Genomic DNA, 19,023 nt, shown 5'->3' with positions numbered 1-19,023 from the left:
GGAGAGGACGGCATGATGGCTTCGGTCAAGGTGGTGGACGGCCTTTCGGTCGTCCACGGCATTCCTCTCGGCGAGGAGCAGGGTATCGGCGCGCTGACGCTGGGCGGCTACGTGCGCGAGGTTACCGGGCGCTACGGCCCGCGCGAGGCTGCGGTGATCCACCTCGGCGGGGAGGTCGTGCGCTGGACCTACGACGATCTCTACGCCCGCTCGCTGGAAGTGGCGAAGTCGCTGCTGACGCTCGGCACCGGCAAGGGCACGCGCGTGGGCGTGCTGATGACCAACCGCCCCGAATTCCTCGCCGCCGTGTTCGGTGCGGCGCTGGCCGGATGCGTGGCGACACCGATCAGCACCTTCTTCACGCCGTCCGAGCTGGAAGTGGTGCTTCAAGCCTCGGGCGTATCGGTGCTGCTGCTGGAACGCTCGGTGCTGAAGAAGGACTTCGCCGAGATGCTGGCCGGGCTGGAGCCCGAGGTCATGACCGCCAAGCCCGGCGCGCTGGCTTCGCGCAAGTTCCCGTTCCTGCGCTACGCGGCGATGATCGACGGCGATGCGCCGCATGGCATGATCGAGACCTTCGGCGCCTTCCGTGCGCGCGGCGAGGCGGTGGACGAGGGCCTAGTGCTCGCTGCCGCCGATGCGGTCTCGCCCGCTGATCCGGGAATCCTGCTGTTCTCCTCGGGCTCCACCGGCAAGGCCAAGGGCATCCTCAGCGCCCATCGCGGGGTGTGCCTGCAACTCTGGCGCTGGCCGCAGTGGTACGCGATCAGCGACGATTGCCCCGCCCGCACGTGGTCGGCCAACGGCTTCTTCTGGTCGGGAAACTTCGCTTGCGCGCTGGGCGGCACGCTCTCGCGCGGGGGGACGCTGGTGCTGCAGCGATGGTTCGACGCGGCCGAGGCGCTGGACCTGATGGCGGCCGAGCGCGCCAACATGGCGCTCGCCTGGCCGCACCAGTGGCCGCAACTTGAGGCCGCGCCGAACTATAACAACATCGATCTGTCTGCGCTGGTCTACGTCGATGCCAATATGCCGATTGCCCGCCAGCCCACCGTGACGACAACATGGCGGGAGCCGGGGCAGGCTTACGGCAACACCGAGACCTTCACGCTCATCACCGTTTATCCGGCGGGCACCCCCGAAGCGATCGCGGGCAAGTCTCACGGGATTCCGACCGCAGGTTCCACGATCAAGATCGTCGATCCCCTGACCGGCGCGACGATGCCGCTGGGCGAGCGCGGCGAGATCGCGGTGAAGGGGGCGACGGTGATGCTCGGCTACCTCGGCATCCCGCTGGGCGATTCGACCGACGGCGACGGTTTCCTGCGCACTGCAGACGGGGGCTATGTGGACGCAGCGGGCCGCCTGTTCTGGGAAGGCCGCCTCAACGACATCATCAAGACCGGCGGCGCGAATGTTTCTCCGCTGGAGATCGACGAGGTCATCCGCGCGCATCCGGAAGTGAAGGTCTCGCAGACGGTGGGCGTGCCCGACGAACTGCTAGGCGAACTCGTGGTCTCGTGCATCGTGCCGGTCGAGGGAACCAGCCCCAGTCCCGAGGCGATCCGCGATTTCGCGAAGGAGAAGCTGGCCAGCTACAAGCTGCCCCGCCGCATCCTCTTCGTCGCCGAGGACGATCTCAAGACTACCGGCAGCTCCAAGATCAAGACCGCCGAACTGCGCAAGCTGGCAGCGGAACGGCTGGCGGACGCCTGAGCGGTGGGCGAGCCCGACTTCGCCGACTGGCTCGCCCTCTGCAACCTCAAGGCCGCCTATTGCCGCCTGCTCGACACGAAGGACTGGGAGGGCTGGAAACAGCTTTTCACCGAGGACTGCGTGCTCGACACGACAGCCAGCGGCGGCACCCGGGAGCAGGGCCGCGACCGTTTCGTCGCGCAGGTCAGCGAGGCGCTGGCGAACGCCCGGACCGCGCACCAGATTCATTCGCCCGAGATCGCCATCTTCGGCGACCGGGCGCAAGTAGTATGGGCGATGCAGGACCGGGTCATCAAGGGCGACTTCGCGCTCACCGGCTATGGCCACTATCACGAGACCTGCGTGCGCACGCCCGGAGGGTGGAGAATCGCCGAGCAGGTGCTGACGCGGCTGATCCTCGAGATCGAGCGGCCCGGTTCTCACATCGGCAGCCGGGCGTCATCACTCTGATGTAATCGCTGGGGCGCGTCGTCCGGCGATAGGCGGGGCCAGAGCGAGCCGCTATGGTACTCTCCGAAGCAGCCGACCTGCATGTAGCGGGCGGCGAAGGGAGCGGAGGAAGCGTGGGCAAGACCATCGTCATCACAGGTGCCGGAGCAGGCCTCGGCAAGGCTCTGGCGCAGCGTTTCGCCAGTGAGGGTGAAACCGTGATCCTGCTCGGCCGCACCTTGTCCAAGGTGCAGGCCCTTGCGGACGAACTGGGCGGGCCGGCCCTGGCGATCGAATGCGACGTCGCCGATGCGGGCTCGGTACGCACCGCCTTCGCGCAGATCGCCGAGGCGCATCCGAAAATCGACGTCCTGATCAACAATGCCGGAATCTACGAGCCATTCACCGTGGCCGAGGCGACCGACGAGCAGATCGACAGCATCCTGAACACCAATCTCAAGGGGCCGATCTACTGCTGCCGTGCGGCGATCCCGATGATGGAGAGCGGCGGCCTGATTATCAACGTGGGCAGCGAGTCCGTCGCTGTGCCGTTCGTGATGCTCTCGCTCTACCAGTCGAGCAAGGCGGGGCTGGAGATGTTCACAACCGCGCTGGAGGCGGAACTGGAGGAATCCGGGATCCGCGTCGCCCTGCTGCGCGCCGGGCCGATGTACGATGACGGCAAGTCCTCGCCGAATTGGGACCGCGATGCCGCCATGCGGTTCCACATGGGCTGCGCGAAGAACGGGCTGGACCTGCGCGCGCGGCCGGTTTCGCATTCCGCGTCGCCCACTTCCGTGTTCCGCGCGGTGATCGACCTGCCGCCAGACGTGCGCGTCAGCCACGTCTCGATCGGCGCGCGCAAGATCTGACCATCCGGGCCTGACCCTCTCTTGAAGGACATGACATGACCACTCTTCCCGAAGCCCGGCTCTATATCGACGGCAAGCTGCGCGATGCCACCGGAGGCGCTACTTTTGACGTCATCAGCCCCTGGACCGGCGAGCCCGTCGGCAAGGCGGCTGACGCCACTGCCGCCGACGTGAACGAAGCGATCGCCGCCGCCCGCCGCGCCTTCGACGAGACCGACTGGTCCACCAACGTCGAAAAGCGCGTCGCCTTGGTCAAGAAGTATCGCGAACTGTTCGAGCGTGAACGCCCCCGCCTGGCACAACTGGCGATCCATGAGGCCGGCGCGGCGCAGGGCGCCGTGGGCCGCGCCCATGTCGGCATGGCGATCGACGGCTGGGACGATTACATGGCCGTGTTCGACAAGCTCGAGTGGGAGAAGGACTACGGCGAGAAGCCAGCCTTCGGCATGATCCACAAGCGCCTCGGCGTGCGCGAGGCGGTGGGCGTCGTCGGCGCCATCACGCCGTGGAACGTGCCGCTCTACGTCAACATCGGCAAGGTCGTGGCAGCGCTGCTGGCCGGTTGCACGGTGATCCTCAAGCCGGCGCCGGATACTCCGGGCATGGGCGCGATCTTCGGTGAGCTGGCAGCGGAGGCAGGCTTCCCGGATGGCGTCATCAATGTCGTGTTCGGTGCCGATGCGGCGCTGGCAGGCGAGATGCTGGTTACCGATCCGCGTGTCGACCTGATCTCGTTCACCGGCTCCACCGGCGTGGGCAAGCGCATCATGGAGCAGGGCGCGCCGACGCTGAAGCGGGTGTTCCTCGAACTGGGCGGCAAGTCGGCCAAGATCGTGCTCGACGATGCGCCCAACTTCGCGATGGACGTGGGCATGACCATGCTGGTCTTCCACGCCGGGCAGGGCTGTGCCGTCCATTCGCGCCTGCTGGTTCCGCAAAGCCGCTACGAAGAGGCCAAGGCCATCCTCAAGGGCGCCTACGGCAACTTCGGCGACAACTGGGGAGACGTCGAAAACCCGGCGCACATCATGGGCCCCGTCGTGTCGAAGCGGCAGATGGAGCGGGTGAAGAGCTACATCGACCTAGGCCAGCAGGAAGGCGCGACCTTGCTTGCGGGTGGCAACATCCGTCCGGACAAGGGCGGCGGATATTTCGTGGAGCCGACATGCTTCGTGGACGTTACCAATGACATGCGCATCGCTCAGGAAGAGATCTTCGGCCCCGTTCTGGTCGTCATTCCCTACGAGGACGACGAGGATGCCATCCGCATCGCCAACGAAAGTTCCTACGGCCTTTCGGGCGGCGTCTCGGGTAGCCACGACCGCGCGATCAACATTGCGCGCAAGGTGCGCACCGGTTCGATGAGCGTGAACAACGGCATGTGCATCGCCGGCGACATTCCCTTCGGCGGCTTCAAGGCCAGCGGCATGGGCCGCGAATGGGGTCTGGAAGGCATCGAGGAATTCACCGACGTCAAGCTGCTCGCCTGGCCGGTCGGGCAAGTGGAAGCCGCCTGAGACGCGATGCCCGGAGAGGTTGCAGAGACGGAGCACCTTGCGACACTGCCGCCGGCGCTTGCGGCGGCAGTTGCCACGGCCTGCGCGGCGGTCAGCCACAACCTCAACGGGCAGCGCCTCGGCCGCAAGGGCAGGGTAACGCGCGAGCGTATCCTGGCTGCGGCAATCGAACTGATCGAGGATTCGGAGGAGCCGGTGACGCTCGCCCGCGTAGCGCGGGGGGCGTCGCTGGGCATGACCTCGGTTTACAACTACTTCACCGACATGACCGAACTGTTGCTGGCGGTGCTCGACCCGGTCATGGCGACGGCGGAGAACGATTACCTCTCGCTCGCGCGCGAGCGCTGGGCGGACGAGGAACTCTACGCGCGCTGCTATGCCTTCGTGCGCGCCTACCATGGTTTCTGGGCAAGGCATTCGCGGCTGCTGCACTTGCGCAATGCGCTGGCTGACCAGCAGGATGCGCGCATGATGGCGCATCGTATCCGCAGTAGCCGTCCGATCATCGCGCTGCTCGTGCGGCAGATGAGCGACGAACCGGTCGGTCTCGGACCCCATACCTCGATGGCAACGATGGTGATGATCGGCATCGAGCGTTCCGTGACACTGGTGACCGACCGCGAGCTGCGCAAGCTCGTCGGTATCGAGCCGGAAATGAGTGAGGATCGCTATCTGGTGCCCGGCGCAAGGCTGATGGAATTTGCGATCAGCGATGCGCGCAGATAAATCCTCCCCCACCGGGGGAGGAATCGGACCTCATTTGCCCTTTCCGCCAACGCCCTTGAGGTAGGCTTCCATGCCCTCGATGTAGTCGGGGTTCAGCATCAGCGCGCTGTTCGCCATGCGCTCGACATGGCGCGCGGAATCGCGGCCGACTTCGGCGCACAGTTCGATCGCCACCTTGGCGGCGCCCATCTGCTCGCCGTTCTGATTCGCCAGGTGGCGGCAGAAATCCATCACCTCCGCCTCGAACTCCGCGTCCTCGAAGACCTGATGGACGAGCCCCATGGTGAAGGCCATGTCGGCGCTGGCAGGTTTGTTGGCCATGATCAGCCAGCGCGCCCAGTGCGGCCCGCAGATCCGCGTCAGTCGTGAGACGCCGCCCGAAGCGGGCAGAACGCCGAACAATCCTTCCGGGAAGGCATAGGCCGCGCTCTTCGCGGCAAGGCGGAAGTCGCACGAAAGGCTCATCTCCAGCCCGCCACCCACGCACATGGCGTGATGCGCCGCGACGATGGGCTTCTCGACGTGCTCCATCTCGTCCCAGAGCTGCTGCATGTTGTTGAGGTTGAGCCGATGGTTTTCGCGCACCTTGCTGGCGGAGTTCGCCGCGACGTTGGCTTCGGACACGATGTTGCGGTTGCCGCCACGCAAGTCCGCGCCTGAACTGAAGTAGCGCCCGGCCGAGCGGATCAGCATGACCTTGAGGTCCGCCCGTTCGCGTAGCCGCAGCACGGCTTCGGTGAGCAGGTCCATCATCTCGCGGCTGATGGCGTTGAGCTTGTCCGGCCGGTTGAGCGTGGCGACGAGAATGCCGTCGATTTCTTCGGTCAGAAGGTGCGGTGCGTCTTCGGTCATTGTTATCTCCCTCAACCGCGAGTGCGCGGCAGGCCGAGCCCGCGTTCGGCGACCATCGAGCGGTGCACTTCGCTGGTGCCGCCGTAGATCGTCGTGCCCGCCGCGTGACGGTAACACTGGTTGAGCAGCGCGACTGCCCCCTCGCGCTTGGAAAGCGAGAGCGGTGCCGTCAGGTCTAGCAGGTCGCGGCTGTCGCTGAGGAACTTCTCGGAGGAGTACATCTTCGACATGGGCCCGAAGGCATGGTTCGGCTTCTTCTCGATGCTGGACCACTGCGCGCGGTAGGTCAGCATGTCCGATATCCACAAGTGCGCCACGCTGCGGGCAAGGCGGCACTGGGTGCGCACCTCGCCGTCGATGCCGAGTTCGCGGGTCACTTCCTCGGCCGCCTCGATCATGGCCTTCATGACCTTGGAGAAGCCGCCGCCGTGCTCCAGTTCCAGCGCTGCACTCATCGTCTTCGTGCCGCCGTCGATCTCGCCGAGACGCCACGAATCGGGGATCACCACGCCGTCGTAGAAGGTGATGTTGGTGCGCTCGTCCTGGAAGGTGTGGACGGCCTGCACCGTCACGCCCTCGGTCTTGAGAGGGACGATGAACATCGTCAGGCCCTTGTGCTTCGCCACGTCGGGATTGGTACGCGTGAGCATCAGCACGTAGCTCGAAAGGTTGGCGCCGCTGGTCCACATCTTGGTGCCGTCGATGCGCCAGGAGCCGTCGTCCAGTTGCGTCGCCTTGCACTGTGCGGCGAAGACGTCCGAGCCGCACGAGGGCTCCGAATAGCCCAGCGAGCACAGCACGTCGCCGCCGACGATCCTGGGCAGGACCTCGGCCTTGAGTTCGTCCGACCCGTACTTGTCGATCATCATCGCCACCATCGCCGCGACATTGGCGCCCGGCGTGTTGTAGCCCTGCCGCTCCATCTCGCCCATCGCGGCAATGCGTGCGTAAGGAGTGATATTGCGGCCGGAGAGATGCTCGGGCAGGCCGGGGAACAGCAGGTTGTGCTCGGCCAGCATCTTGTGAACCTCAGGCACGTAGCCTTCCCAGGAATAGTGGAACCTGGCCTTCTGTTCCTGCGTAACCTTGGTGGCGAACAACTCGGCGATCTCGGCGCAGACCTGGCGAGCCTCGTCGCCGAGATCGAAATCGAGCGGGACCTCGCCAGAAGCGGGCAGGGCGACCGTCTCTCCGGCATAAAGACGGCGTCCGGCTTCTTCCAGAGCGAGTGCGGGGTCGCCGGCGACCAGTGGCCATGCCTTTGCGCGCAGGTTGTAGAGGTGTACGTCGTATTCGTTCGACAAGCCGTAGCCGCCGAAAGTGTGCAGGCCCTGCGCCACCGATCGTGCCGCAGCATCGCAGGCGTACCAGTAGGCGAGCGAGATCGTGGCGGCGGCCGCGTCGGAGCCGTCGTAGATGCCGCGGATCGCCTTCCAGGCAAGGAACTTGGCGCCATCGACGTCGCACAGCAGGTCGGCGAGGGGATGCGAGATGCCTTGGAAGGTGCCGATGAGCTGGCCGAACGCCTTGCGCTCACCCGCGTAGACGGCTGCCATCTGCAGCGCCTGCCGGCCGATGCCGGAGAGCGCGACCGCCATGTAGAGCTTCCACTCCTCCAGCCCGGCGGCGAACAGGGCTAGCGCCTCCTCGCCGGAGCCGAGCACGATCGTCTCGCCTGCGGCAAGATCGATCTCCGCGATCGGCGTGGTGGCCAGGTTGGCTTCGGCCTTCGCACCCGCAGGTGTTACCAGCACGACATCCCGGCCACGCCGCGCGACGACCGCCTTCGCCACTGCTCCGCCGGCGATCCACTGCTTCGAATGCTGCGCAGCATCCTGCATGGCGATCGTCACGACCGACTCACCGCCGATCGTCGCTTCGAGAAGATCGTCCTGGCCACCAAGCTGAGCGAGCAGGCGTGCCGACACCAGCGTTTCGGCCAGAGGGCCGGAGACGAGCGTGCGCCCGGCCTCCTCCATCAACAGTGCCGCGTCGAACAGGCCCAGGTCCATGCCGCCCGCATCCTCCGGCACGCGCATGGCGAAGGCGCCGAGTTCGGCCAGACCGCTCCACAGCGCCGCATCGAAGCCATCGGTCTCCTGTGCCTTGCGAACGCGCACGGTGCTGGAATGCTCGTCGAGAAAGCGCGCGAATGTGTCGCGCATCATTTCCTGTTCGTCAGTGAGATCGAAGTTCATGGCAGGCTTTCCCGGAGCTTATCGTTTTCCTTCACCATTGGTCCTGAACACAGGTTGGAAGGGCGTTCAATCCGGCCTCGGCGGCAATCGCGGGCACGATGCGGATGACAAGGAACGGGGCAATCGCACAAGCGATGGCTCGGGCTCGCGAGTGGCTAGCGGGGCGTGGGAGCGATAGTCTCGACGGCAATAAGACAAGCGGGGCGAAGCACCGGCGAACGCACTCACGGGAGACGAGAGATGGAAATGAACGACATGGTCATCATCAGCGTCGATGACCACATCAGCGAACCGCCCGACATGTTCCGGAACCACTTGTCCGGCGCACTCCTCGAATCCGCGCCGAAGATGGTCAAGGACGAGAACGGCAAGGACGTCTGGGTCTATCAGGGACAAAGCTTCGCTTCGGTTGCGCTCAATGCCGTGGTGGGGCGGCCCTTCGAGGAATACGGCATGGAGCCGACCTCGCTCGACCAGCTTCGCGAAGGGGTCTACATGGTGGACGAGCGCGTGAAGGACATGGACGTCAACGGCGTTGCGGCCTCGCTCAACTTCGGCTCGGTGTTTGACTTCGCCGGAGGGCGCCTGCACCGGGTGCCCGACCGCGATCTGGCGGTGAAGCACGTCAGCGCCTACAACGATTGGCACATCGACGAATGGTGCGGCGCGCATCCCGGGCGCTTCATACCCTGCGCTATTCTGCCGACCTGGAACATGGACGCCACGATCGCCGAACTGAAGCGCGTGAGCGCCAAGGGCTGCCACACCGTCTCGATCAGCGAGAACCCGACCTGCCAGGGCCTGCCGAGCATCCACAACGAATACTGGAAGCCGTTCTACAAGGCGATCGCCGATCTCGACATGACGATCTGCATCCACATCGGCGGCGGCAATCCGGCGCCGCATGCATCGATGGAGACACCGATTGAGGCATGGATTTCGACGATGCCGATGACGATTGCCTATGCGGCGTCGGACTGGCTGCAACTGGAGGCACTGCACGAGTATCCGGACATGCGCATCGCGCTGTCAGAAGGCTCGATCGGCTGGGTGCCCTACTTCACCGAGCGGGCCGATTTCTCCAACTCGCGCCACAAGTACTGGACGCATTCGCGTTTCCAGGACCTGAAGCCCAGCGAGATGTTCCGGCGTCATTTCCTGAACTGCTTCATCGACGATGCTTTCGGCCTGCAGAACATCGGCTTCATCGGCGAGGACAACATTGCTTACGAATGCGATTATCCGCACTCGGACACGCTCTGGCCCGAGGTGCCGGAGAGGCTTTGGCCGACGATAAATCACCTGACCAACGTACAGATCGACAAGATCACGCACGGAAATGCCATGCGCTGGTTCCGCTTCGATCCGTTCAAGCATCACGCCAGAGCAGACCTGACCGTCGGCGCTCTGCGGGCCAGGGCAGCGGCACAAGGCGTGGATACGAGCCCGAAGTCCTCGCTCGGCGAGCGTCCGCTGGAGCAAGGCGAAGTGCGGCCGGTCACATCGGGCGACATCATGAAGATGTTCAGGCGCCACGAGGACACCGATCGTCTCGGCCGCATGGCCGGACAGGAGGCGTAAGCAAACGACAAATGTGAGCAAACGACAAGCGTGAAGGGAGGCATCGTCCTGGAGAAAATTCGGGACGATGGATGGCAAACAAAAGAAAAGGCCCCGCGAGACGTGCTCGCGAGGCCCTTTCCCGTTGGGAAGTGTGAATTCAGGCAGCGTGCGAGAACTGCTCCACGCTGGACTGCGGGTGATGGGCCACGGGATCGGGCAGGCACGCGCGCATGGCGTCGCTCAGGCACTGGAACAACGCTTCCGGGTTCACCTTGTCATCCTTGCCGTAGACGATGCTGACGACCAGCGGGTGCCCTTCTGGCTGGCGCGGGACGAGGCCGCTGAGCGCATCGGCGCCCGTGGAGAAGCCGGCCGGTCCGAACAGGTGGCGCGGATCGCGGCAGGCGTCGATACGGGCCATCATTTCCGAGAATGCGAACTTGTCCTGCTCCCCTGCTTCGGCGTTGAGGCGGCGCACCATGCCTTCGCAGCGCTGGCGGGTGACGGTGGACAGCATCAGCCAACCCGGCGCGTTGCGTGCCAGAGGCTCCTTGACGCCGCCAGCCAGTTCGCGGGTGGCAGCGGGCGCGCGGGGCCCATGGCGCCAGTTCACGATCTGCGCGTCGAGACCGACCATCGAATGCAGTGCCACCGAAAGCCCGGTCTGGGCAACGAGACGATCCATCAGGCGCACGATACGGCCGTCACGCACCAGTTCCGGCTGGCCGGAAGTGCCGATCAGCGCCGCGCGCGGGGTAAGGCTGTAGGCACGCGAGTAGGGGTCCTTGTGCAGCAAACCCAGTTCTACGAGGCTCGACAGCAGTTCCGAGGTGCTCGACTGAGGCCGGTTATACCGGCGCACGATATCCATGACGGTCGCTTCGCGGTGCGCGTCGTCGAAGTACTCCAGTACCTCGATCACCCGGCGTGCGATCTTTGCCTTGTTCGATGACGTTGCCTTGCCAGCCATGAGGTCTCTCTCCTTCCCTCTCGCGTGGTTGATGAACTCGATCGTTAGCGTCGAGCTTGCCTCAATCCCCGAGTCGTAATCCCAGATAACTGAGTCATTCTCGTTTTTTGCTGACTTTGGTTAGCATCAACAACGATGTTCATCAAGCGTCCTTTTTGTATACGAACGTTGAAAGAGAGACGAGCGCGGTTTTCCGCCGGTCGAGCCGAGCTGATGGCGCGGAAAAGGCCGGTAAACTGTGTCGGTCGGTGGAGGGGCTGGTCAATTCAATCAGGGCGGTTCATGCCTGTACGGGACGAACGGAAATCAGCAAGGAGTCATATGGAGAGCCGGGAAATATACGGTTTGACCGTTCCTGCGACTGATTTTGTCTCTGGCGGATTCGTGCTGGTCGAGCCGATAACCTTCATCGATAGCGATGGCTTTTCGCCTGATTTCCACCATCTGGGCCTGCCGCCTTGGCCGGTGATCGCGAAGGGAAAGTGGCACGATGCCTTTGCAAAGTTGGATACTTTCGTCGAGGATGGCTTTGATGCGAGACAAATCCGCAGAGCGGTCGAAGCCCGCCCGATCGCTGCGGCGACTCTGGTGCAACTGCTGCGCCTGCTGCCTTCGCTGAGTCTGGAAGATGGCCTTGTGGCCGAGTCGCTGGCCTATGCCACGCTGCAGGGGAGCAGCGAGCACCGCAAATGGCAGGCGGGGCGAGTGCGGGCGGCGGACGGACGAGCGCCCGGTGCCGTCCTGCTGACTCGCGAAGGTGATGCCGTGACGGTGACGCTCGACCGTCCGGATGCGGACAATGCGATCGACCGGCCGATGCGTGATGCGCTGCACGAGGCCTTTGCGCTTGCGAACCTCGACACCACGATCACCTCGGTCACGTTGCAGGGGACGGGGCGCTGCTTCAGCCTCGGCGCTGACCTTGACGAGTTCGGCACGACGCTCGACCTGGCGATGGCGCATGCCATCCGGCGTCGCACGTTGCCCGCCAACGAGGCGCTGCGCTGCGCCGATCGCTTTGTGGCCGAGATCGACGGTGCCTGCGTGGGGTCGGGACTCGAACTGGCCGCGTTCGCATCGCGTATCACGGCAACGCGTCGCTCGTGGTTTCAACTGCCGGAACTGGCGATGGGAATCATTCCCGGCGCCGGAGGTTGCGTCTCGCTCACTCGCCGTATCGGGCGTCAGCGGACCGCCCTGATGGTGCTGTCAGGCCGACGCATCAGCGCGCAAAAGGCGCTCGAGTGGGGACTGGTCGATGCGCTGGTGGACTAGGTTTCCGCCTGCGATCACCATTCTTACGTCGCTTTTGTCGAGGCGGGCGCGAACTTCGGACCATGGGCGGTCCATAAGGCACAAGTCGGCCATTGCGCCGACCGCAATGGCGCGTTGGCGTGAGAAGTCGGCCGGTTCCGTTAGATAGAGCGCCAGCGCCTCCTCCGGCGTCAATCCTTCATCGGCACCGATCACTGCCCCGCTCGGGGCGCGGCGGTTGACGGCGGCGGTCATGGATTTCCATGGATCGGCTTCGCCATAAGGTGCGTCGCTCCCTCCGGCGAGGGGCAGGCTTGCGGCGGCCAGGCTGCGCAGGCGATAAAGGTCTGCGTGGTGCCTCGGATCGACGTCTGCCAGATAGCGGTCGCCACGCTCGGCAATGAAATGGGGCTGGACACAGGCTGACAGGCCGAGGTCGCGCATGCGGGAGACGAGATCGGGAGAGGCTACGGACACATGTTCGATCCGGTCGCCGCGGACGCTGCCGGCCACTTCGAGCACGGCGAGTGCGAAGACCAATTCCACCTCGGTCACGCAATGAACTGCGACCGCGCGGTTCTGGGCATGTCCGGAACGCACAAGAGCGACAGCCTCGTCGAAGTCGGGCAAGGCGTTCTCGTGGAGATGCAGCTTGAGCGGGCCGAGAGTGCATCCGGGCGGCAGATGTTCCCCCAGCGCAAGGCTGCCCGCGATCATCGACGACTGCAGGAGGCGCCCGTCACTGCGTTGCTGCGCGAAATGCCGAGCGACGCCAGGGTCGTTGCGCGGGGACATGTCGGTTATGCCGGTAACGCCGCATCTGGCAAGCCGGGCGCTGGTCTGCGCGAAATCGGGAAGCGAACCTCCGAGCGTGCGGCTGAGCCATGCGTCCTCTTCGAACAGACGGCCGGTAAAGCGTCCGCCGGCCCTTTCCAGCCCTGGCGGCGCGTCCGCGATCGCAAGCAGTTCCTCCAGCGCGCGCGAGTTGAGCAACCACATTCGCCCGGTGCGATGCTGCATGCGCAGCGGACGATCGGCAACCATGCGGTCCAGCATCGCCGCATCGGGCAACACGCCGTCGAGGACGCTTTCATGGAAGCCGACGCCGCGCAGCCATCCTGTGCCGGGCGCCTGGAGGGCCCGCGCCAATTGTGCCGAAGTCAGGACATCGGGTTGTCCGCAGGAAATCGAGGATTGCTGCGCGGCAAGCGCTGCAAGATGGATGTGGTGATCGTGCAGGCCCGGCAGCAGCAATCCGCCTCGTGCGTCGATGACCTGCTCATCGGAGCGGGGAAGCAGGGTGCCGATCGATGCGATACGCGGGCCTTCGATCCTCACGTCGCCGGGCCCGGTGCCCCATATCTCGGCATTCCGGATCAGCATCGTGCGAAAGCGTTCAGATAATGCGCCGTGTCGGCGCCGATGGGTCGCACGGGTGCGGTCAGTGCGCGCGGGCTCACTGTGGGGAAAGGGGCGCCGATCGCCTGTCCCCATGCACATAGTTCGGCGTCGATCATCGCGCGATCATGCGCCCGTTCCTCGGCGAGTGCCATGGCGCAGATCGCGCTCATCGACAGGCCGATTTGCTGGGCCACGCCGCTGCGCAAGGCGGAAAGCCCTTCGCGCGCGGCGACGATGCCGGTGAGGGGGTCGGCAATGGCATCGCCCACGTAGCCGATGCCGCCACCCGCATCGGCCATTGCGCGGGTAAGGCCGCCCGCCACGCCGCAGTCGTTGCCGATGCCCACCCAGTCGGCGGGATCTCCGCTCGCTCCGTGACCCGTGATGGAGAGCCAGACCAGCCCCGGCGTTTCGCGCATCAAGGCTCCCGCATCGATGCCGAGATGCCGCAATGCGCGCGGTCGCGAGGCTTCGATCACGATGTCTGCCCGCCGGATCAGCGCCACGAGGGCCACCTTCTGCGCATCGTCGGTAAAGTCGACGAGGAGGCTGGCCTTGCCTTGGTTGATCCGGTCGAAGGTCTCCGGATCGTCACGCCGGATCAGGTCCGGGCGGGTGAGGCTCTCGACTTTCAGAACTTCCATGCCTGCCTGCCAGAACAGGTGGCCCGACAGTGGCCCGGCCCAGATCGCGGAGAGATCTACGACTAGTGGCCGATGCCCTTCCGGCCTGTCGCGGCGTTCGCCGCGCAGCATGACGTCGATTGCGGGCGATGCCGGAGTTTCATCGACACGGGCGACGGGTAGACCGAGCGTGCGCCCGGTCTGCACGAGGTCCCTGGCGTCATGGCGCAGCACGGCTGCAGCAATCGCCTCCCAGTCGCCCGTATCGATCGCAGCATCGCCGAACAGCGCGGGTAACAGCTCGCGGTCCACCTCGCGGATCAGGGTGAGCGCAAACCATTCGCCGTCACGCGCAGGCATGAGCCTGCTGCCGCCTAGCCCGGCCGAGGTGGTGCCCGTGATCGTGTAGCCGCCGTTCGCCCCGCGTTCGCCCATCAATGTGGCACCATCGAGCCGGGGCAGCCCATGCCAAGTCGTCATGGCCTGCAACTGCCGGTCTGCCCACCGCGCGAGCGGGATCGCAGGAGCGGGGGGAGTGCGGTCAGCCGGCAAGGACTTCCTTTACCTTACGGCGCAGCAGCTTGCCCATCTCGTTGTAGGGAAGCTCTGCCAAGAAGGCGACTTTCTCCGGCACGCGCGAGGAGCGCAGGCGCGAACGGACGAGGTCCTTCAGTTCGGTTTCGGCTGGAGCCTCGAACCCGTCGCGCGTGACGATGGCAATGCCTACCGCCTCTCCCCATTCGACCGAGGGGATCGCGCAAGCGCAGGCATCGGCGATGGCGGGGTGCGTGAGCAGCACGTCCTCGATCTCGCCCGGCGACATGTTCTCGCCGCCACGCACGATCACGTCGTCGGCGCGGCCGGAAAGGAACAGGTAGCCGTCCTCGTCCATGTAGCCGGCGTCGCGCGTGGGGAACCAGCCTTCTGCATCGAGCGCGCTCTTTTCCTTGTACTCACCGGAGACCTGCTCGCCGCGCACGTAGATCTCGCCAGCCTCGCCGAGTGGCAGGACTTCGCCGCTCTCGCTGCGGATTTCGATCTCGACCGTCGGGATCGGCTTGCCGAGCGAGGTCAGGCGGGCGCGGACTTTCGGATCTTCGGAGGCGAGCGCCTCGCGGTGATCGTCGGGGCCAAGCAGGGCGATGGTGGAACTGGTCTCGGTCAGGCCATAGGCGTTGGTGAAACCCGCTGCCGGGAAACGTTCGAGAGCCTTGTGGATGACCTCCAGCGGCATCTTGCCGCCGCCGTAGGCGATGGCGCGCAAGGATGCGGTCCGGACGACCGCGCCTCCATCCGCAGCCTTTTTGTCCATGGCATCGACGATGCGGGCCAGCATGGTCGGCACGACGAAGGCGTTGGTGATCGCCTCCGCCTCGACGAGGCCCAGCCAGCCCTCGGGCGAGAATGCGGGCAGCATGACGATCTTGCGCTGGGCATATATCGAGGACAGCAGCGCCGAGATTCCCGCGATGTGATAGGGCGGCACGACCACCAGCGCGGCGTCGGCCTCGTCGGCACTGGCGAACTCGACGGTGCCCAGGATATAGCCCAGCAGGTTGGAATGGCGCAGGATTGCCGCCTTGGGCGCTGCCGTGGTGCCGCTGGTGAACAGCTGGATCGCCACGCCCTCACCCGGATCGTACTCGCGTGCATCGTCGGCAGGGACGGTTTCCTGCGCTTTAAGGGTGAATTCCTCGCGCGAAAGGATCGTATGGCCCTGACCCCCTGCTATGCGCGTAACGCGCTCCTCGTCGCCGATGACGAGGGCCGGGGCGATGCGCCCCAGCAGCGCGGCGAGGTCGGCGTCGGGCAGGCGGTAATTGAGCGGGCAGTAGGGCACTCCGGCTAACGCCGCGCCGAAGACCGCGATCACCGCCGCTTCGCTGCTCTCGTCGAGGAGCGCGACATATTCGGCGCCGCTATTCTGAATGATCGAGAAAGCGCCGCGCGCGGCGGCTAGGAGGTCGCCATAAGTCCAGCGCTTGCCGTCGCAGACGAGGCCTACGCGGTCGGGTGCGGCCTCGGCCGCCATTTCGAGAAGGAGAGCGATGTTCATCGGAGCGCCGGTTACCTTGCGTGTCAGTCCGAGGCTGGGAGCGGCTTGGCGTCCTTGACGACGAGCGCCTGCCCATCGACAGAGAGTGAGCCCTTGCCGGGCTTCACGCAGAGCAGTTCGTACTGGCCGGCGGCATCGACATAGCGCTTGCCCATCAATGTGCCGGCCGAGAAGTCGGCGGCGAGGGGGGCTGCCTCGGCGGGCTTGGCCTCACCCATCGGCGCGCCGCCGCATTCGATCTGGCCTTCGGCCGCGCGGATCACCATGACTTCGGTGTCGCAAGCGGCGCTTTTCAGGCGGGTTCCAGGCTTCATCTCGGCTTCCTTGTTCTCTTGTGTATCGTATGCTCGGGCCGTGGTGCAGGCAGTCACGGCTCAGGCGATCGCGCCCTTGGCCTTCCATTCCTCGATCCGGTCCCACTCGACGCCCATTTCCATGAGCACGATCTCGGTGTGCTCCGAGGCCTGCGGCGAACGAGTGGTTTCCACCGCCTCCCCGTTCCACTGCACGGGGCCGCGCACCAGCTTGAGCGGGGCCCCGCCGTCAGCGCCTTCCACCTCAATGATCATGTCGTTGGCAAGGGCCTGCTCGTCGGTCAGCAGCTCATGGAAGCTCTGGATCGGCGCCCACTGGCCCGAAAACGTCTTGAGGTGCTGGCGCCAATATTCGAAGGGCTGCGCACCGAAGGCTTTGATAAGGATGTCGCTGGCGGCGCCTGCATTCTCGAACAGCGCGCGCGGTTCGGAGAAACGCGGATCGTCGGCCGCTTCAGGCACGCCGAGGTGCTCGAACAGGCTGCGGATGTGGCCGGTGGGCGAGATCGTGCACAAGTTGATCGTGCCATTGTCGCTCGTCTGATAATTGCCCATGAACGGGTTGCGCGCCGCGCCGCCGGTGCCGGGCATCGGGTTGCGCGTCAGCACGCCGGTCTCGGCCACCTGTGCGATCACCGCGCCCGAAGCCCAGGCAGCGGTGCTCAGCAGCGAGACGTCCAGTTCGACCGCCTCGCCGGTCTTCTCACGGTGGAACAGCGCGGCGGAGATTCCGCCGGCGATGAACATGCCGCCGATCGAATCGCCGAACGCCGGGATGCCCTGAGAGATCGGTCCGGGTAGTTCCTCGGGCGTCATCGAATAGGCGATGCCGCTGCGCGACCAGAAGCAGGTGCCGTCGAAGCCGCCGACCTCACGCTCCGGCCCCTTGTTGCCGAGCGCCGAGCCGCGCGCGTAGATGATGTTGGGATTGACCGCGCGGATGTGCTCGACGTCGAACTTGTTCTTCTGGCGCACCTGCGGGAGGTAGTTGGTCAGGAACACGTCGCATTGCTTCGCCAGTTCGTAGAGCACTTCCTGGCCCTCGGGCGTGGACAGGTCGATGCCGACGCTGCGCTTCCCGCGATTGGGGTGTTCGAACAGCGTGTGGCGCAGCGGGTCGAGCGTGACACCGCCCATGTTGAGGAAGCCGCGCTGGGTGTCACCGCGCACGGGATGCTCGATCTTGATCACGTCCGCGCCCCAGTCGGCAAGGACGCCACCCGCTGCGGGCGTGAAGGTGAACTGCGCCACTTCGAGGACGCGGACGCCCTGCATGACCTTTGTCGACATCTGCTGCCAATCCCCGTGATTTTCTGTCTGGCGCCCCGGTTTTCCGCCGTTTGCGTCTGTGGTCCCGGTGTGCGCGCAAAGCCGGGAGGGATCAACCGGGTGGCCCATCGTGCCGACGATCATGCCTGCAAGCGCCCGCTTTCCAAGGGTTTCGGACGGGCCTGCAAGGCAGGGCAGTGGAGAATGCCGCAGAGGCGATGATGTTGCTCAAAGCGCTTTTTCAGATGCGAATTTCGCAATTGACCGGGTGTTCAAAAAATACTAACCCAGCTTAGTAAGTAAATAAGTCCGACCGTTCAGGTTCGCAGTTTTCGGAGAAACGCCATGAAGAAGTTCGCCACCCTCGTCGCTATCGCCACCATCGCTTCGGTGCCTGCCGTCGCCTTCGCCGAGACCACCCAGGTCCGCGAAGCCACCGAGGAAGCCGCTGCAGGCGCCGTCTCGGTCAACGCCGGAAAGATGCTCTATGCCGCCGATGGCTACCGCATTGCCCCGATCTATCGCGTTACCGCCGATGGCAACCCGCAGGTCATCCTCAATGGTCGTCTCGTGACTGTTCCGGCCTCCAGCCTCAGTGACAACAGCGGCAAGGTGACCACTTCGATGTCGAAGAAGGAACTTGCTGCCGCGAAGTAAGTTTTCGCGATACTCTCAAGAAGAAGAGGGCGGCGCCGGATGGCGTCGCCCTCTTTTTTTTTGGGATGGGTGGCAGGTAGCTCCGCTTGCTCGACGAAGCAGGGTGGCGAAAGGCTCTCAGCCCCGGCTGACGTTCTCGTAGATGCGCGTCATGAAATCGAGGAGCGTATCGACCTCTTCCTCGGAGAATCCGGCAAACATCTTCTGCTCGCTCTCGGTGGCGATGGTACCGAGCTTCTCGAGGAGCGGTTGGGCCTGTTCTGTCAGGTAGACGGCGCGGGCGCGGCGGTCGTCGCGGCGGTCGCGACGTTCCAGCAGCCCCTCGGCGCAGAGGCGGTCGATCAGGCGACCGGCGGATGCTTCCGACATCTCCAGGTATTCCGCGACGGTCCGCTGCGTCGAGCCGGGATAGCGCGCCACGATCGCAATCATCGCCCACTGCGAGCGCGTCACGTTGAGCGCGGCGACCTTGCGGTCGAAATTGTTGCGTTGGAGCCGCGACACGATGGTCATGCGCAGCCCGACCTGCCGCGTAGGGCTCTCGTCGCGCATGTTGAAGGGGTTGCTGATCGTTCCCATCGGCTTTTCGTCGGCTTCGGTCGCCAC

General features: G+C 65.1%; 17 protein-coding genes. 8 read left to right on the top strand and 9 right to left on the bottom strand.

All coding sequences use genetic code 11. The features are described from left to right. The first annotated feature begins 12 nt into the window (after positions 1-12). The 5 genes from QRN25_RS08145 to QRN25_RS08125 all read left to right on the top strand — a co-directional run bounded on the left by QRN25_RS08145 (position 13) and on the right by QRN25_RS08125 (position 5,260). The gene (locus tag QRN25_RS08145; protein WP_285018560.1) at positions 13-1,716 is read left to right on the top strand and encodes a class I adenylate-forming enzyme family protein; all 1,704 of its coding nucleotides are present in this window, start codon (positions 13-15) and stop codon (positions 1,714-1,716) included. A gap of 3 nt (positions 1,717-1,719) precedes the next feature. Continuing rightward, the gene (locus QRN25_RS08140) at positions 1,720-2,166 is read left to right on the top strand and encodes a nuclear transport factor 2 family protein (protein WP_285018559.1); all 447 of its coding nucleotides are present in this window, start codon (positions 1,720-1,722) and stop codon (positions 2,164-2,166) included. 113 nt (positions 2,167-2,279) lie between these two features. Continuing rightward, positions 2,280-3,017 carry an SDR family oxidoreductase gene (locus QRN25_RS08135; protein WP_285018557.1) on the top strand — a complete coding sequence of 246 codons (738 nt, stop codon included), beginning with the start codon at positions 2,280-2,282 and terminating at the stop codon, positions 3,015-3,017. A 35-nt stretch (positions 3,018-3,052) separates the two neighbouring features. Then, positions 3,053-4,534, top strand: a complete 1,482-nt coding sequence (locus QRN25_RS08130) for an aldehyde dehydrogenase family protein (RefSeq protein WP_271183471.1) — start codon at positions 3,053-3,055, stop codon at positions 4,532-4,534. Between the two features lie 6 nt (positions 4,535-4,540). Then, positions 4,541-5,260: a TetR/AcrR family transcriptional regulator gene (locus tag QRN25_RS08125; protein ID WP_285018556.1), complete on the top strand. Its 720-nt coding sequence runs from the start codon at positions 4,541-4,543 to the stop codon at positions 5,258-5,260. Between the two features lie 30 nt (positions 5,261-5,290). Here QRN25_RS08125 and QRN25_RS08120 read toward each other — a convergent pair whose 3' ends face one another. Both QRN25_RS08120 and QRN25_RS08115 read right to left on the bottom strand, forming a co-directional pair. Further along, complete coding sequence (locus QRN25_RS08120; RefSeq protein ID WP_285018554.1) at positions 5,291-6,112, bottom strand: enoyl-CoA hydratase/isomerase family protein; 822 nt, start codon at positions 6,110-6,112, stop codon at positions 5,291-5,293. 11 nt (positions 6,113-6,123) lie between these two features. Further along, a complete protein-coding gene (locus tag QRN25_RS08115) occupies positions 6,124-8,310 on the bottom strand; it encodes an acyl-CoA dehydrogenase family protein (protein WP_285018552.1) in 2,187 nt (728 codons plus the stop codon). A 240-nt stretch (positions 8,311-8,550) separates the two neighbouring features. On the opposite strand from QRN25_RS08115, the gene QRN25_RS08110 reads away from it, so the two are divergent. After that, entirely contained in the window at positions 8,551-9,891 is a 1,341-nt protein-coding gene (locus tag QRN25_RS08110) for an amidohydrolase family protein (protein WP_285018549.1), read from the top strand. Positions 9,892-10,030: 139 nt separating this feature from the next. Here QRN25_RS08110 and QRN25_RS08105 read toward each other — a convergent pair whose 3' ends face one another. Continuing rightward, positions 10,031-10,843, bottom strand: a complete 813-nt coding sequence (locus tag QRN25_RS08105) for a helix-turn-helix domain-containing protein (protein WP_285018546.1) — start codon at positions 10,841-10,843, stop codon at positions 10,031-10,033. Between the two features lie 345 nt (positions 10,844-11,188). Between QRN25_RS08105 and QRN25_RS08100 the strand changes: the two genes are divergently transcribed. Beyond that, positions 11,189-12,118, top strand: a complete 930-nt coding sequence (locus QRN25_RS08100; protein ID WP_285018543.1) for an enoyl-CoA hydratase/isomerase family protein — start codon at positions 11,189-11,191, stop codon at positions 12,116-12,118. Here QRN25_RS08100 and QRN25_RS08095 read toward each other — a convergent pair. The 5 genes from QRN25_RS08095 to QRN25_RS08075 form a co-directional block, all read right to left on the bottom strand. Next, a complete protein-coding gene (locus QRN25_RS08095; RefSeq protein ID WP_285018542.1) occupies positions 12,053-13,480 on the bottom strand; it encodes an amidohydrolase family protein in 1,428 nt (475 codons plus the stop codon). The two genes, QRN25_RS08100 and QRN25_RS08095, sit on opposite strands and share 66 nt — an antisense overlap. After that, positions 13,474-14,601 carry a CoA transferase gene (locus QRN25_RS08090; protein ID WP_285018540.1) on the bottom strand — a complete coding sequence of 376 codons (1,128 nt, stop codon included), beginning with the start codon at positions 14,599-14,601 and terminating at the stop codon, positions 13,474-13,476. Before QRN25_RS08090 ends, QRN25_RS08095 begins: the two co-directional genes overlap by 7 nt. A gap of 61 nt (positions 14,602-14,662) precedes the next feature. Beyond that, positions 14,663-16,177 (bottom strand): class I adenylate-forming enzyme family protein, encoded by a 1,515-nt coding sequence (locus QRN25_RS08085; RefSeq protein WP_271183462.1) that lies wholly within the window; start codon positions 16,175-16,177, stop codon positions 14,663-14,665. Between the two features lie 23 nt (positions 16,178-16,200). Next, on the bottom strand, positions 16,201-16,491 hold the full coding sequence (locus tag QRN25_RS08080; RefSeq protein ID WP_271183461.1) for a hypothetical protein: 291 nt from the start codon (positions 16,489-16,491) through the stop codon (positions 16,201-16,203). A 60-nt stretch (positions 16,492-16,551) separates the two neighbouring features. Beyond that, complete coding sequence (locus tag QRN25_RS08075) at positions 16,552-17,781, bottom strand: CaiB/BaiF CoA transferase family protein (protein WP_271183460.1); 1,230 nt, start codon at positions 17,779-17,781, stop codon at positions 16,552-16,554. Positions 17,782-18,105: 324 nt separating this feature from the next. Between QRN25_RS08075 and QRN25_RS08070 the strand changes: the two genes are divergently transcribed. Continuing rightward, a complete protein-coding gene (locus tag QRN25_RS08070; protein ID WP_271183459.1) occupies positions 18,106-18,417 on the top strand; it encodes a hypothetical protein in 312 nt (103 codons plus the stop codon). A gap of 117 nt (positions 18,418-18,534) precedes the next feature. Here QRN25_RS08070 and QRN25_RS08065 read toward each other — a convergent pair whose 3' ends face one another. After that, a complete protein-coding gene (locus tag QRN25_RS08065) occupies positions 18,535-19,023 on the bottom strand; it encodes a MarR family winged helix-turn-helix transcriptional regulator (RefSeq protein WP_271183458.1) in 489 nt (162 codons plus the stop codon).

The sequence above is a fragment of the Novosphingobium sp. fls2-241-R2A-195 genome (assembly GCF_030209485.1).
In the GTDB taxonomy this organism is placed as follows: Bacteria; Pseudomonadota; Alphaproteobacteria; order Sphingomonadales; family Sphingomonadaceae; genus Novosphingobium; species Novosphingobium resinovorum.
The sequence above is the reverse complement of the archived record's forward strand: the minus strand, read 5'-3'. Positions and strand labels throughout refer to the sequence as shown.